14 protein-coding genes are annotated in these 13,740 nt (G+C 75.3%); 8 read left to right on the top strand and 6 right to left on the bottom strand.

Features of this window, described 5'->3' with window-relative positions:
• The first annotated feature begins 16 nt into the window (after positions 1-16).
• From ilvA to ACI789_RS07200, 4 genes are all read left to right on the top strand, one after another.
• Positions 17-1,240 carry a threonine ammonia-lyase gene (gene ilvA, locus ACI789_RS07185; RefSeq protein ID WP_457007524.1) on the top strand — a complete coding sequence of 408 codons (1,224 nt, stop codon included), beginning with the start codon at positions 17-19 and terminating at the stop codon, positions 1,238-1,240.
• 64 nt (positions 1,241-1,304) lie between these two features.
• Positions 1,305-2,321, top strand: coding sequence for an ATP-binding cassette domain-containing protein (locus ACI789_RS07190; RefSeq protein ID WP_457007526.1), 1,017 nt, complete (start codon positions 1,305-1,307; stop codon positions 2,319-2,321).
• On the top strand, positions 2,318-3,124 hold the full coding sequence (locus tag ACI789_RS07195) for an ABC transporter permease (protein ID WP_456917214.1): 807 nt from the start codon (positions 2,318-2,320) through the stop codon (positions 3,122-3,124). Before ACI789_RS07190 ends, ACI789_RS07195 begins: the two co-directional genes overlap by 4 nt.
• A gap of 47 nt (positions 3,125-3,171) precedes the next feature.
• Positions 3,172-5,280, top strand: coding sequence for a M3 family metallopeptidase (locus ACI789_RS07200; protein ID WP_457007529.1), 2,109 nt, complete (start codon positions 3,172-3,174; stop codon positions 5,278-5,280).
• Positions 5,281-5,340: 60 nt separating this feature from the next.
• Here the strand turns inward: ACI789_RS07200 and ACI789_RS07205 are convergent, their stop codons facing one another.
• Together ACI789_RS07205 and greA are read right to left on the bottom strand one after the other, a co-directional pair.
• Positions 5,341-5,670 (bottom strand): RNHCP domain-containing protein, encoded by a 330-nt coding sequence (locus ACI789_RS07205; RefSeq protein WP_456920941.1) that lies wholly within the window; start codon positions 5,668-5,670, stop codon positions 5,341-5,343.
• Between the two features lie 89 nt (positions 5,671-5,759).
• Positions 5,760-6,263, bottom strand: coding sequence for a transcription elongation factor GreA (gene greA, locus ACI789_RS07210; RefSeq protein WP_456920940.1), 504 nt, complete (start codon positions 6,261-6,263; stop codon positions 5,760-5,762).
• 217 nt (positions 6,264-6,480) lie between these two features.
• Between greA and mca the strand changes: the two genes are divergently transcribed.
• Together mca and ACI789_RS07220 are read left to right on the top strand one after the other, a co-directional pair.
• Positions 6,481-7,362, top strand: coding sequence for a mycothiol conjugate amidase Mca (gene mca, locus ACI789_RS07215; protein WP_457007531.1), 882 nt, complete (start codon positions 6,481-6,483; stop codon positions 7,360-7,362).
• Positions 7,359-7,685: a hypothetical protein gene (locus ACI789_RS07220; RefSeq protein WP_457007533.1), complete on the top strand. Its 327-nt coding sequence runs from the start codon at positions 7,359-7,361 to the stop codon at positions 7,683-7,685. Before mca ends, ACI789_RS07220 begins: the two co-directional genes overlap by 4 nt.
• Positions 7,686-7,738: 53 nt before the next feature.
• Here the strand turns inward: ACI789_RS07220 and ACI789_RS07225 are convergent, their stop codons facing one another.
• The 3 genes from ACI789_RS07225 to ACI789_RS07235 form a co-directional block, all read right to left on the bottom strand.
• Complete coding sequence (locus ACI789_RS07225; RefSeq protein WP_457007535.1) at positions 7,739-8,311, bottom strand: AMIN-like domain-containing (lipo)protein; 573 nt, start codon at positions 8,309-8,311, stop codon at positions 7,739-7,741.
• Between the two features lie 183 nt (positions 8,312-8,494).
• A complete protein-coding gene (locus ACI789_RS07230; RefSeq protein ID WP_457007537.1) occupies positions 8,495-9,661 on the bottom strand; it encodes an MFS transporter in 1,167 nt (388 codons plus the stop codon).
• Positions 9,662-9,767: 106 nt separating this feature from the next.
• Positions 9,768-11,120: a sensor histidine kinase gene (locus tag ACI789_RS07235; RefSeq protein ID WP_457007539.1), complete on the bottom strand. Its 1,353-nt coding sequence runs from the start codon at positions 11,118-11,120 to the stop codon at positions 9,768-9,770.
• A gap of 154 nt (positions 11,121-11,274) precedes the next feature.
• Here ACI789_RS07235 and ACI789_RS07240 point away from each other — a divergent pair, with 154 nt between their 5' ends.
• A complete protein-coding gene (locus tag ACI789_RS07240; protein WP_457007541.1) occupies positions 11,275-12,018 on the top strand; it encodes a response regulator transcription factor in 744 nt (247 codons plus the stop codon).
• Here the strand turns inward: ACI789_RS07240 and ACI789_RS07245 are convergent.
• A complete protein-coding gene (locus ACI789_RS07245) occupies positions 11,949-12,494 on the bottom strand; it encodes a hypothetical protein (protein ID WP_457007543.1) in 546 nt (181 codons plus the stop codon). The two genes, ACI789_RS07240 and ACI789_RS07245, sit on opposite strands and share 70 nt — an antisense overlap.
• A gap of 587 nt (positions 12,495-13,081) precedes the next feature.
• On the opposite strand from ACI789_RS07245, the gene ACI789_RS07250 reads away from it, so the two are divergent.
• Complete coding sequence (locus tag ACI789_RS07250) at positions 13,082-13,681, top strand: HD domain-containing protein (RefSeq protein ID WP_457007545.1); 600 nt, start codon at positions 13,082-13,084, stop codon at positions 13,679-13,681.
• The last annotated feature ends 59 nt before the right edge of the window (positions 13,682-13,740 follow it).

A 13,740-nucleotide genomic window follows, 5' to 3' on the forward strand; every position in this document is an offset into this window, starting at 1 on the left:
TGCGAGGATCGCACCCGTGGTCGCAGCACGGGTGCCTCTGGTCAGCGGGGCGGACGTCGACGCCGCGGCCGCCCTCCTCGACGGCGTCGTCCGGCACACGCCGCTGGAGCACTCCCGCGCGCTGGCCGAACGGTCCGGCGGGCCGGTGTGGCTCAAGTGCGAGAACCTGCAGCGCACCGGCTCGTTCAAGATCCGCGGTGCGTACGCCCGGCTGGCCCGCCTGAGCGCGGATGAGCGGGCCCGCGGCGTCGTCGCCGCCAGCGCCGGCAACCACGCCCAGGGCGTCGCGCTGGCCGCGCAACTGCTCGGCATCCGCGCCACGGTGTTCATGCCGGCCCAGGCCCCGCTGCCCAAGGTGTCGGCCACCCGCGGGTACGGCGCGGACGCCCGGCTCGTCGGCCACGACCTCACCGAGGCCATGGCGGCGGCGGTCGACCACGCGCAGCGCACCGGCGCGGTGTTCATCCACCCGTTCGACCACCCCGACGTCATCGCCGGCCAGGGCACCGTGGGCCTGGAGGTGCTCGAGCAGTGCCCGGACGTGTCCACCGTCGTCGTCTGCACCGGCGGGGGCGGGCTGGTGTCGGGGATCGCCGCGGCGGTGAAGTCCCGCCGACCGGACGTGCGCGTGGTCGCCGTCCAGGCCGAGGCGGCGGCCGCGTTCCCCGGGTCGCTGGCCGCCGGCCGACCCGTGGCGCTCGCGGGGATGGCGACGATGGCCGACGGCATCGCCGTCGGCGCACCGGGCGAGCTCACCTTCGCCCACGTCCGCGACCTGGTCGACGAGGTGCGCACGGTCAGCGAGGAGGACCTCTCCCGCGCGCTGCTGTTCTGCCTGGAGCGGGCCAAGCTCGTGGTCGAGCCGGCCGGGGCCGCGGCCGTCGCCGCCGTGCTGGCCGACCCCGCGGCCTTCCGGCCGCCGGTGGTGGCCGTCGTCTCCGGGGGCAACATCGACCCGGTGCTGCTGCTGAAGGTCGTGCAGCACGGCATGGCGGCGGCCGGCCGGTACCTGCGGCTGCGGCTGCGGGTGCCCGACCGCCCGGGGTCGCTGGCGGCGGTGCTCACCGAGCTGGCCGACGCCGGCGCCAACGTGCTCGAGGTCGAGCACGAGCGCACGGCGACCCGCCTGGACCTCGGAGAGGTCGAGGTGTTCGTCGTCCTGGAGACCCGCGGCCCCGAGCACGCCGAGGAGGTCCTCGGCCGGCTGGCCGACGCCGGCTACGCGGTCACCACCGGCTGAGGGCGGACCCCGGGGCCGGAAAACCGGTCGGGGAGTGTCGCACCTCGCACCTACCGTGCCCGTCATGAGCGACGCGATTGTCGTCGAGGGGCTGGTCAAGCGGTTCGGCGCGACCACCGCACTCGACGGGGTGGACTTCACCGTGGCCGAGGGGGCGGTGCTCGGGCTGCTCGGGCCCAACGGCGCCGGTAAGACGACGGTGGTGCGCATCCTCGCCACCCTGCTGCGGGCCGACGCCGGGCGGGCGGAGGTGGTGGGGCTCGACGTCGCGCGCGAGGCCGATGCCGTCCGCTCCTCCATCGGGCTGACCGGGCAGTACGCGGCCGTCGACGAGTACCTCACCGGGTTCGAGAACCTGGAGATGGTCGGCCGGCTGTACCGGCTCGGCCGTCGGGAGGCCCGGGCGCGGGCGGGCGAGCTGCTCGAGCGGTTCGACCTGACCGGCGCCGCCGACCGGCCGGCCAAGACCTACTCGGGCGGCATGCGCCGGCGACTGGACATCGCCGCCTCGCTGATCGCCCGGCCGCGCGTGCTCTTCCTCGACGAGCCCACCACGGGGCTGGACCCACGCAGCCGGCTGTCGATGTGGGAGTTCATCGCCGACCTCGCCGGCGGCGGGACGACGATCCTGCTGACCACCCAGTACCTGGAGGAGGCCGACCGGCTCGCCGACCGGATGGTGGTCATCGACCGGGGGCGGGTGATCGCCCGCGGCACCGCCGACGAGCTCAAGGCCCAGGTCGGCGGGCAGCGGCTGGAGCTGACCGTGGGCGACGCCGGCGACCTCAAGGAAGCCGTCGGCCGGCTGCGGGTGCTCGCGGTCGACGAGCCGCGGCTGGACGAGTCGACCCGCCGGCTCTCCCTGCCGGTCAGCGGCGGGACCGACGACCTGGCCACGGCGCTGGGCCTCCTGAGGGGCAGCGGCATCGAGGTGCTCGACGTCGGCCTGCGCCGGCCCGACCTCGACGACGTCTTCCTGACCCTCACCGGCCACGCGGCGGAGGACGGCGCCGCCGAGGACGACGGCACCGGCACCGGGGCCGACCGGGCGCCGGCGCGGTCCGGCGGAGGTGCCCGGTGAGCGCGCTGGGCGTGGCCCTCTCCGACGGCCTGACGATCACCCGCCGCAACCTGATCAAGGTCAAGCGGGTGCCGGACCTGATCGTCTTCGCGACGCTGTCGCCGATCATGTTCGTGCTGCTGTTCCGCTACGTGTTCGGCGGGGCGATCCTGCTGCCCGACGGCATCAGCTACGCGGAGTTCCTGCTGCCCGGGATCTTCGCGCAGACGGTCGTGTTCGGGAGCACCATCACCGGCGCGAGCCTGGCCGAGGACCTGCAGAAGGGGCTCATCGACCGGTTCCGGTCGCTGCCGATGTCGCGGTCGGCGGTGCTCGTCGGCCGCACGGTGGCCGACCTCGGGCTCAACGCCGTCTCCATCGTGGTGATGGCGCTGACCGGGCTGGTCGTCGGCTGGCGGATCCACTCGTCGGTCGGCGAGGCGATCGCCGGGTTCCTGGTGCTGCTGGTGTTCGCCTTCGCGATCTCGTGGCTGATGGCGGTCGTCGGGCTGCTGGTCCGCACCCCGGAGGTGGTCAACAACGCCAGCTTCATCGTGATCTTCCCGCTGACGTTCGTGGCCAACACGTTCGTGCCGCTGGAGACCTTCCCCGCGGTGCTGCGGACCTTCGCGGAGTGGAACCCGGTGTCCGCCGTCGTGCAGGCCGCCCGTGAGCTGTTCGGGAACACGGTGCCCGGCGCCCCGGTGCCGGACGCCTGGCCGCTGCAGAACCCGGTGCTCTACTCGGTGATCTGGACGGCGGTCATCCTGGCGGTGTTCGTGCCCCTGTCGGTGCGGCTCTACCAGCGCACCGCGAGTCGGTGACCCAGCCGGTCACGTGACCGGGCGGCGGCGGGCGGAGTATTGAGGCGATGAGCGTCGACACCGCCCCCGCCGTCCCCTCCGCCGACAACCCGCTGCTCGAGCCGTCCTCGCTGCCGCTGCAGCTGCCGCCGTTCGCGGCGACCACCCTGGAGCACTGCCGCGAGGCGATGCTCGCCGGGATGGCCGAGCAGCGCGCCGAGGTGGCCGCCATCGTCGGCTCGCCGGAGCCGCCCACGTTCGCGAACACCGTGGTCGCGCTCGAGCGGTCCGGGCGGCTCTACCGCCGCGCCGGGGCGGTGTTCCACAACCTGGCCTCGTCGGTCTCCTCCGACCGGCTGCGGGAGATCGAGCGCGAGCTGGCGCCCCTGGAGTCCGCACACGCCGACGCCCTGCGCCTGGACCCGGCGCTGTTCGCCCGCATCGACGCCGTCCACGCCGGCCGGCACGAGGCCGGACTGGATGCCGAGGCGGTCCGGCTGGTGGAGCGCTACCACCTGGACTTCGTGCTCTCCGGCGCCCGCCTGGACGACGCCGGCCGGGCCCGGCTCTCGGAGCTGAACGGGGAGCTGTCAGCGCTGTCGACGACGTTCGGCCAGAGCCTCCAGGTCGCGACCGAGGCCGCGGCGGTGGTCGTGGCCGACGCCGCCGAGCTCGACGGGCTGGGGGAGGAGCAGGTGGCCGCCGCCGCCCGCGCGGCCGCCGACCGCGGCGTCGAGGGCCACCTGCTGCCGCTGCTGCTGCCCACCGGCCAGCCGGTGCTGGCCAAGCTGCGCAACCGCGACCTCCGCCGCCGCGTCTTCGAGGCCTCGGTGGGCCGGGCGTCGGACGGCGAGCACGACAACGGCCCGATCGCGGCGCGGATCGCCCGGCTGCGGGCCGAGCGGGCCCGGCTGCTCGGCTTCGACACGCACGCCGACCTGGTGCTCGCCGACTCGACCGCGCGGACCACCGCGGCGGTCGACGGGATGCTCGCCCGGATGGTGGGACCGTCCCTGGCCAACGCGCAAGCCGAGGCGGCGGCGCTGGCCGAGGTCGCCGCCGCCGACGGGGTGACCGACCTCGCGCCGTGGGACTGGGCGTTCTACAGCGAGCGGGTGCGGGCGGAGCGGTACGCCGTCGACACCGCGGCCCTGCGGCCCTGGTTCGAGCTGGAGCGCGTGCTGGTGGACGGCGTCTTCCGGGCAGCCGAGCTGCTCTACGGGTACCGCTTCACCCCGCGGCCGGACCTCGCCGGCTACCACCCCGACGTCCGTGTCTGGGAGGTCACCGACGAGGCGGGGGAGACCGTCGGCCTCTACCTCGGCGACTACTACGCGCGGGAGGGCAAGCGGGGCGGCGCGTGGATGAGCTCGTTCGTCACCCAGTCCCGGCTGCTCGACACCAAGCCCGTGGTGGTCAACAACCTCAACGTCACGCGCGGCGCCGACGGGCAGCCGACGTTGCTGACCCTCGACGAGGTCGACACGCTCTTCCACGAGTTCGGCCACGCGCTGCACGGGCTGAGCTCGGCGGTCACCTACCCCCGGTTCTCCGGCACCAGCGTGCCTCGCGACTTCGTCGAGTTCCCGAGCCAGGTCAACGAGATGTGGGCCCTGTGGCCGGAGGTGCTCGGCAACTACGCCCGGCACGTCGAGACGGGGGAGCCGCTGTCGGCCGGCGTGGTCGAGGCGATCGAGACGGCCCGGCTGTGGGGTGAGGGGTTCGCGACGCTGGAGTACCTGGCGGCCACCCTGCTCGACCAGGCCTGGCACCGCATCACCCCGGAGACGGAGGTCGGCGACCCGGCGGAGTTCGAGCGGGCCGCCCTGGAGGCGGCCGGCGTCGCCTACGCGCTGGTCCCGCCGCGCTACCGGACGACGTACTTCCAGCACGTCTTCGCCGGCGGCTACGCGGCTGGTTACTACTCCTACATCTGGTCGGAGGTGCTCGACGCCGACACCGTGGAGTGGTTCCGGGAGAACGGCGGCCTGCGCCGGGAGAACGGCAACGTCTTCCGCGAGCGGCTGCTGGCGGTCGGGGGGTCGGTCGACCCGCTGGAGGCCTTCCGCGCCGTCCGGGGCCGGGAGGCCGACCCGACGCCGCTGCTGCGCCGCCGCGGGCTGCTCAGCCCCGCGGCCGCGGGGCTGGACTCCGGGGAGGGCCAGGACCCCAGCTGAGATCGCCGAGCGGAGTGCCACGGGCGCGTTCTCCGCGCCGTGGCACTCCGTTCGGGGGCGCTACAGCCAGGGCAGGCCGAGGACGACGTCGAGGTCGTCGGGGCCGTCGCCCTCCCGCACCAGCCGGTTGGGCTGGCGGTGGCCGCACGCCGTGCAGCGGTGGACCACCTGCCAGCCCTTGCCCGACTTCTCCACCAGGCCGATCGGCTCCATCGGCGCCCGGCACTCGCTGGCGCGGTCGCCGGGGAGGTCGTCGACGTGCAGCGACCACAGGCACACCGGGCAGTGGTTGCGGTAGTGCCCGTCGGTGTTCGCCGGCACCGGCGAGGCGCAGTGGACGCAGGTGAACCCGGTGTTCTCCGCCCGGCGCGAGCGCCCGCCGCGGCTCACCGGTCCTCCTCGCCGGCGCGCGTCGGCCCGGTGCGCCTGGCTGCTGCGTACACGCGTGACCTCGCGAGTTCGGTCACGTGGGAGCCCGGTCAGGGGACGAACGGCTCGACCGCCACGACGTCGACGGTGATGGCACGGCCGTTCGGCGCCGTGTAGGTGACCGTGGCACCCGGCTCGGCGCCCATGATGGCCGACCCGAGGGCGGACTCGGGGGAGTAGACCTGCAGCCCCGTGGTGCCGGCGATCTCCCGCGAGCCGAGGAGGAACTTCTCGGTCTCGTCGTCGCCCTGGAAGCGGATGGTGATGACGGTGCCCGTCGCGGCGTGGGTGGCCGTCGTCGGGGCGTCGCCGACGCGGGCCTTGCGCAGCAGGTCCTCCAGCTGGCGGATGCGGGCCTCCTGCTTGCCCTGCTCGTCCTTGGCGGCGTGGTAGCCGCCGTTCTCCCGGAGGTCGCCCTCCTCGCGGCGGGCGTTGATCTCGGCGGCCATGGCCGGACGGCCCGCCACCAGCTGGTCGAGCTCGGCCTTCAGCCGGTCGTGGGCCTCCTGGGTCAGCCAGACGCCCTGGTTCTGCTCGTCAGTGGGGGTGGACACGGCATTGCTCCTGAAATGTCGGTGGCCGTCCCCCGCGAGGGGAACGGCCGCGATCAGAACGACCAACGTAACACCGCCGGGACGCGCTCGTGTTCCGCTGATCACGCCCGCCGGGATGCGGAACGCTAGCGGCTCGGAGCGTGAGGAGCACCACCTCCACCCGATCGGGCGCCGGTGCGAGCGGCGACCTGTCGGCGTCGCGGGGGACAATGGCCGGGTGACCGACCCCTTGCGCCTGCTCGCCGTGCACGCCCATCCCGACGACGAGTCGAGCAAGGGTGCCGCCACCATGGCCAAGTACGTCGCCGAAGGCGTCCGCGTCATGGTCGCCACCTGCACCGGGGGCGAACGCGGCTCGGTGCTCAACCCCGCGCTGGACCGGCCGGAGGTGTGGGAGCGGCTGCCCGAGATCCGCCGGGAGGAGATGGCCCGGGCGCGGGAGATCCTCGGGATCGAGCAGGAGTTCCTCGGCTTCGTCGACTCCGGCCTGCCGGAGGGCGACCCGCTCCCGCCGCTGCCCGAGGGCTGCTTCGCGCTGGTGCCGACCGAGGAGGCCGCCGCGCCCCTGGTCGAGCTGATCCGCCGGTTCAAGCCGCACGTCATCACCACCTACGACGAGCGTGGGGGGTACCCGCACCCCGACCACATCAAGACCCACGAGGTCTCGGTGCACGCCTTCGAGGCCGCCGGCGACCCCGACCGGTACCCGGAGCTGGGCGAGCCGTGGCAGCCGCTGAAGCTCTACTACCACATGAGCTTCACCCTGCCCCGGACGCGGGCGCTGCACGAGGCCATCCTCGCCTCCGGTCAGGAGTCCCCGTACGCCGAGTGGCTGGAGAACTGGGACCCCGACCGGGACATGTCCCACCGGGTCACCACGAAGGTGCACTGCGCCGACCACTTCGCCGTCCGGGACGCCGCGCTGATCGCGCACGCCACGCAGATCGACCCGAACGGCCGGTGGTTCGCCTGCCCGCTGGAGGTCCAGCAGCAGGTGTGGCCGACCGAGGACTACGAGCTGGCCCGCTCGGTCGTCGACTCGACGGTCCCCGAGGACGACCTGTTCGCCGGCGTGCGCAGTGAGGTGACCGTCCTGTGACCACCGTCTGGGTGCTCGCCGCCGACCAGCAGCTGCCCGAGGACGTCGGCAAGTCCGGCCCGCTCGGCCTGCTGCTCATCGTGCTGCTGCTGATCGCCACCGGGCTGCTGGTGAAGTCGATGAGCCGGCACCTCAAGCGGCTGCCGCGCAGCTTCGACCCCGAGGAGGGCGGGCCGCAGGTCGTCGTCCCCGACACCCCCGCCGAGCTGCTCGAGCCGCGCACGGAGCCGGGGCAGGAGCTGCTCGACACCCTCCGCCGGGCGCCGCGGGCCATCGAGCCGCCGCGCGGGGACGACGACGGCCGGTCCGGCGCCCAGGGCTGACCGGACCGGCCGCAGCCGCCGCCGTCCCCGCGAGGTGGGGACGGCGGCGCGGGTCACCGCTCCCAGCGGTGCGCGACGTCGATGACGAGCCGGTCGACGCCGGCCGAGCCGCCCTCGAGGACGAAGGCACGGAACGGCAGCCGCGCCCGCGTGCCGATGCCCAGGCCGGACTGGCCCTCGAAGGAGCCCAGCCACGCCACCTGGCGCAGCGTGCTGTAGCCGCGGACGTCGACCGCCTCCAGCATGTCGTCCGGCGCGTACGTCGGGACGCCGGTGTCGTCGTAGCCGACCGCGCCCAGGGTCACCTGCAGCGCGGCGCCGCCCCGCAGCGGAACGGCGGCCCCGCTGCCGTCCTCCCGCACCACCGGCACGTACCGGACCGACCAGGAGTCGAAGCCGGACACCTCGGCCACCTCGACGACCACCCGGTCGAAGCAGGCGTGCCGGCCGGCCCGGACGTCGGTGACCAGGTCGTCGCCCGGGTCCTGCGGGTCCACGGACCTCGGTTGCGACCCCCATGTGATGCCGCAGTAGGGAGCGGCGGACGCCGCGGCCGGGGCGATCAGGCCCAGGGCGGCGAAGGCCGCGACGAGCAGGACGAGGACCCGGGTTCGAGGGCGGTTCATGGCGAGCCTCCTGGTGACGTGTGCCGCACCACTGCGGGCGACGCGGGCAGGATCAGCCGACGCGCCGGGCGCTCACCAGGGGAGGCGATGCCGCATCTCGCCGAAGATCACCGAGCTTCGCGGGCACAGTTCCACAACACGTCGGCGCGCCTGCTCGCACGGTTCCTCAGGACGTGCTCAGCGTCACCGGGCTCCGGCCGGCCGGCTCCACCGGGCCCGTCCCCAGACCGCCACCAACCCGAGCGGGACGGCGACCAGGCCGGCGAGCAGGTAGATGGTGCGGTAACGGCCCTCGTCGGCCAGGTCGGCGACGGCGACCGCGGCCAGGGCGCTGCCGCAGAACAGTGCCCCCGCGAACAGCGACACCACGGTGGCCCGGGCCGCCGGCAGCACCTCGGTCGCCCACGTCTGCAGCGACGAGTGCATCGCGGCCCAGGTGAGCCCGAGCAGGAGCGTCACGACGACCGCCGCGACCGGGGTCCGCGACGTGGCCAGCAGCAGGCAGGCGGCGACCGCGGAGACGGCGCCGACGGCGATCAGCCGCGACGGGTGCACGCGGCGGGACAGCCGGCCCACCACGGCGGCGAAGACGAACACCGCGACGCCGTAGACCGCGGCCACGCCCCCGGCCAGCGCCGCCGGTGCGCCGGCCGCCTCGACGGCGGCGGGCAGGAGGGTGAGTGCGCCGAGCACGACCCCGCCCTCGACGAAGGCCAGGCCGAGGACGAACAGCGCCGAGCGCGACCGCGCGACCGACGCCAGCGGGGCCAGCGGGCCGCGGTGGGCCCGCGTCCGGGGCGGTTCGGGCAGCCGCCGCAGCACGAGGCAGAGGACCAGCGCCGCGGCGCCCGTGGTGACGAAGACGGCCCGCCAGGAGGACAGCTGGGCCACGACGCCGGCGCCGGCCGAGGCCAGCGCGGTGCCGCAGGCCACCCCCACCATGAGCCGGGTGAGCTCCCGCTGGCGCCGGTCGGGGGGCACGGTGTCGCCGATGTAGATGATCCCGGCCGGGTAGGCGGCGCCGAAGAACGCGCCGCCCACCCCGCGGGCCAGACCGAGCGCGAGCGGCGACCCGGCGCCGGCGGCGGCGAGGGCCGCGACGCCGGCCACCAGCAGGGCCAGCCGCATGGTGCGCACCAGACCCAGGGAGTCGGACACGAGGCCCCAGATCGGCTGGCTGAGCCCGTAGGCCAGGAAGTAGGCGCCTGCGGCCTGGACCACCGCCGCCAGCGAGACGTCGAGGTCGGTGGCGATCGCCAGGAGCATCGGCGGCATCGCGAAGCGGTCGAGGATGCTGACGAACGCGTTGACCTGCAGCAGGCGGATCGGGTGCGCCGGGGCAGTGGGCATCAGCGGACCGGGCCCGGTGGGCGAGCTCGCGCCGTCCGGCTCCTCGGGGTGTGCGGCGGCATCGGGCCAGGACTGTCCAGCACCGGCCGCCCGCGGGCAAGTCGGCTCACCCGGCGGTGGGCCGGACGGCGTCGGAGATCACCTCCTGGCCGGCGCCGGTGCCCGCCTGGGGCAGCAGCAGGGTGAAGACCGGCGGGGAGGGGCGCTGCAGCTCCAGCCGCCCCTGCGCGGACTCGGCCAACCGTCTGGCCAGCGCCAGCCCGATGCCGTGGCCGTCGCGCCGGTCGGCACGCCGGGCGAAGAGCCGGCCGTCGTCCGCGGGCACTCCCGGCCCCTCGTCCCGGACGTCGATCGCCACCGCCCCCGCGGCCTCCCGCACGGCGACGGTGACGGTGCCGCGGCCGTGCGTGATGGCGTTGTCGAGCAGCACCGCGAGCACCTGCCGGACCGCCGCCGTCGACGCCCACGCCTCGGGGGTGGCCGGCTCGACGTGCACGGCGAGGTCGCGCCGGTGCAGGGCCAGGCGCGCCCCCCACTCCGGCGCGAGCTCACCGAGCAGGGCGTGCAGGTCGACCGGCGCGGCCTGGCCGCCCTGGCCGGCGCGCGCGAGGGTGAGCAGTTCCTCGATGGTGGCCTCCAGCCGGTCGGCGTCGACCAGGCTGGCGGCGATGGCCGGCCGCGGGTCGGCGTCGGTCTGCTCCAGGGCCGCCTCCAATCGCAGCCGCAGCCCGGCCAGCGGCGTCCGCAACTGGTGGGAGGCGTCGGCGGAGAACGCCCGCTCCCGGGCGAGCATGTCGTCCAGGCGGGCCGCGGTGGCGTCGAGCGCCGCCCCCACCGAGTCGATCTCCTCGATCCCGCCCCGGCGGCTGCGCACGCTGAAGTCGCCGTCGCCGAGCCGGCGGGCCCGGTCCTCCAGGTCCTCCAGCGGACCGGCCAGCCGGCGGGCCTGGCGGCGCCCGACCAGCCAGGCCATGACCACCGCGGCCACCGCGAGCCCGGCCATCCCCGCCCAGACGAGGACGACCTCGCCCAGCACCGCGCCGCGGGAGCTGGTCACGAGCACCGCCCCGATCACGTCCTCGGAGTGCGTCACGGGAACCGCGGCGACGAGGACCCCGTCGTCGGTCCCGCTGCTCACCTCGCCGCCTAGCGCGGCGGCCAGCACCTCGTCGTCCACGGTGGGCACCGACCCGGCCAGCCGGTCGCCGCCCTCGTCGTACACGGCCGCGTACCGGACCCGGTCGTCGTCGCCGAGGTCGGCGAGGGCCTCGGGGTCGACCGGATCGCGGTCGTCCACGTCGGCGGACACCTCGATCGCCACGTCGCTGGCGATCGACACCAGGTGGCTGCGCTCGTGCTGCAGGGCGTACTGGAGCACGCCCGCGCCCAGGGGCAGTCCGAACAGGCAGATGGCCAGCACGGAGGCCAGCAGGGCCACGCCGATGATCCGAGTGCGCACGACCGTCGTCTCCGTTCCGCCGTCGCCGTCGCAGCACCACGCTCGGTCGGCGCCAGGATGCCGTGCGGGGGAAACGGTGTCACCGCCCCCGCGTGTCCCCGGGGCGATCGAGCAGACCTCCCCGGGACGCCGCTGCGGCTGCCACGATGTGGTCATGGCGGGCCGGATCCTGCTGGTCGAGGACGACCCGACGATCGGCGAGGTGCTGGCGGCCAGCCTGCACACCCACGCCTACGACGTGGACTGGGTGCGGACCGGCACCGACGCCCTCGACCGCGCGGCCAGTGCGCCGGTCGACCTCGTCCTGCTGGACCTGGGGCTGCCCGACCTCGACGGCGTGGAGGTCTGCCGGCAGATCCGGCGGCTGCAACCGGGCTGCGTGCTGGTCATGCTGACCGCCCGCGCGGCGGAGATGGACGTCGTCGTGGGCCTGGAGGCCGGCGCCGACGACTACCTGGTCAAGCCGGTGCGCCTGGCCGAGTTGCAGGCCCGCATCCGCGCGCACCTGCGCCGCGGCGGAGGGGTCTCGGCCGAGCCGACGGTCCGCACCCTGGGCGACCTCGTCGTCGACGTGCCGCGCCACCGGGTCACGCTCGCGGGACGGGAGCTCCGCCTGCGGCCGAAGGAGTTCGACCTGCTGGCGCGGCTGGCCGCCCAGCCCGAGGTCGCGCACAGCCGGGAGCAGCTGATGAGCGACGTGTGGGACGAGAACTGGTTCGGCTCGACCAAGACCCTCGACGTCCACGTCGCCGCGCTGCGGCGCAAGATCCAGGAGGGGGCCGGGTCGGGGGACCGGGTCCCGCAGATCGTCACCGTGCGCGGGCACGGTTACCGGCTGGAGCTGCCGGCCCTCGAGGCCGGTGGCAGCCCCTCGGCGCCCGGGTCGCCGATCGGTTGACGCCGCCCGGCCCCGGTGCGGGACAGCCGGGCACGGCGACCGGGCAGCAGGTCGGGCACGGGGAGCAGCCGCGGCTCCGGGGCAGCGGGCACCTGCGACGGAGCCAGGGTGATCTCCCAGGTGGCGACCTTGGCGACGGTGTCCACCCCGACCTGCAGCTCCGCGCACGTCCCCGCCGGGCGGGTCGTGATCGACCTGCGGGCCTCCTCCCCGGTCAGGACCTCGTGCAGCAGTGCGAGGACGGCGTCGAGGTGGTCGTGCGGACGCGGGTCGTCCCGGCAGGTGTGCGCCGCAACGGTCAGCACCCGGGTCTCGTGCGGCGCGTCCGGCACCCGCTCGTCCCAGCTCGGGACGATGAAGCAGGGGTCGGTCGTCGCGGACCGGCCCCCCTGCAGTCGGTCGGCGTAGTTGAGGAGCAGGGCGCTGAGCACGGAGTCCCGCGTGAGCAGGCCACCGACCACGCGGCGAAGGTCCATCGCCGTCCTCCCGTCGCTCGTCGCAGGACCGGCAGCGTCGGCGAGGCCGCCCGTGCCCCCGTCCGGGTGGTCGGCCGGTGCGCTGACGAGGTTATGCCCCGGGCGCCCAGCCGCAGACCGGAGCAAGGCAAGAAGTGGGTTAACGCTGCGCGCGCCAGGGCGCCGGCGGGAAGCAGCGGGCGCGCGCCGCTGAGCGCTGGTGCCGGCGGAGAGCAGCCCCGTCCAGGTCAGCCGCCGGGGGCCCCGGTCGCGGATGCGCTCCCGTGGTACGTCGGCGTCCCGCGAACCCAGGTCGTCGCCCGCAGCGGCGGCGACGAACCGGACCGCTGCCCGCCACCCCGTGCCGTCGTCGTACATGCGCCAGGCGTGCTGCACGCCGGGCCACCACCGTCCCGCGCACTCGACCTCGACGTGGCGCGGCGGGTCGATGCGGCGTTCAACGAGAACGTGGTCGTCCACGGCACGGGGAGGTAGTCGGGTGAGCTGGTCCACACGCCGGGCGACCTCGGTCCGTGGGCGGGGGGCCCGGGCGGCCGGCTGCCGGGGGCCGACGCGGCGTCCCGACGGCGGGGTCCTACCGTGGCCGGGTGCCCGAGCTCCGACAGCGGGGACCCGTCGACGCGGCCACCGACCACGACCTCGTCGCGTTCGCCCGCGGCCTCGCCGGCGACCTGCTCGCCGGCCTGGACGGCCGCTGGCGGCACACCCGGGGCGTCGCCCGCCGTGCCGCCGACGCCGCCGCGGCGGTGCCGGAGGGGGACCGGCCGGTGCTCGTCGCCGCGGCCTGGCTGCACGACATCGGCTACGCCGCGCCGCTCCACCGCTCGGGGTTCCACCCCCTCGACGGGGCCTGGCACCTGCAGGAGCACCACTGTCCCGAGCCGCTGGCCGGGCTGGTGGCCCACCACTCGGCCGCCCGACTCGTCGCCGCCGTGCGCGGGCTCGGCGAGCCGATGCGGGCCTTCCCGGCCGGACGCCACGCCCGCGGCCCGGTGGCCGACGCGCTGACCTACGCCGATCAGACCACCGGCCCCGACGGGCAGCAGGTCGACGTCGAGGACCGGCTGGCCGAGATGTTGCGCCGGCACGGCCCGGACAGCCCGAACGCCCGCGTGCACGCGCAGCGGGCACCGGAGATCCGCGCGGCGGTCCACCGCACCGAACAGCGGCTGCTCGCCGGCCGCTGACCGGAGCCCCGCGCCGGCGGCCGGTCAGCGACGCGGTCCGGGGACGTGGGTGCGCTGCC

This window comes from Geodermatophilus sp. SYSU D00965 (genome assembly GCF_054050075.1).

Bases quoted from the DNA above. Each gene is read 5' to 3' on its own strand.
- ACI789_RS07230 (WP_457007537.1), bottom strand. From the start codon at position 9,661: ATGCCCACTGCCCCGGCGCACCCGATCCGCCTGCTGCAGGTCAACGCG.
- ACI789_RS07245 (WP_457007543.1), bottom strand. From the start codon at position 12,494: ATGGACCTTCGCCGCGTGGTCGGTGGCCTGCTCACGCGGGACTCCGTG.
- ACI789_RS07190 (WP_457007526.1), top strand. From the start codon at position 1,305: ATGAGCGACGCGATTGTCGTCGAGGGGCTGGTCAAGCGGTTCGGCGCG.
- ACI789_RS07240 (WP_457007541.1), top strand. From the start codon at position 11,275: ATGGCGGGCCGGATCCTGCTGGTCGAGGACGACCCGACGATCGGCGAG.
- ACI789_RS07225 (WP_457007535.1), bottom strand. From the start codon at position 8,311: ATGAACCGCCCTCGAACCCGGGTCCTCGTCCTGCTCGTCGCGGCCTTC.
- ACI789_RS07200 (WP_457007529.1), top strand. From the start codon at position 3,172: ATGAGCGTCGACACCGCCCCCGCCGTCCCCTCCGCCGACAACCCGCTG.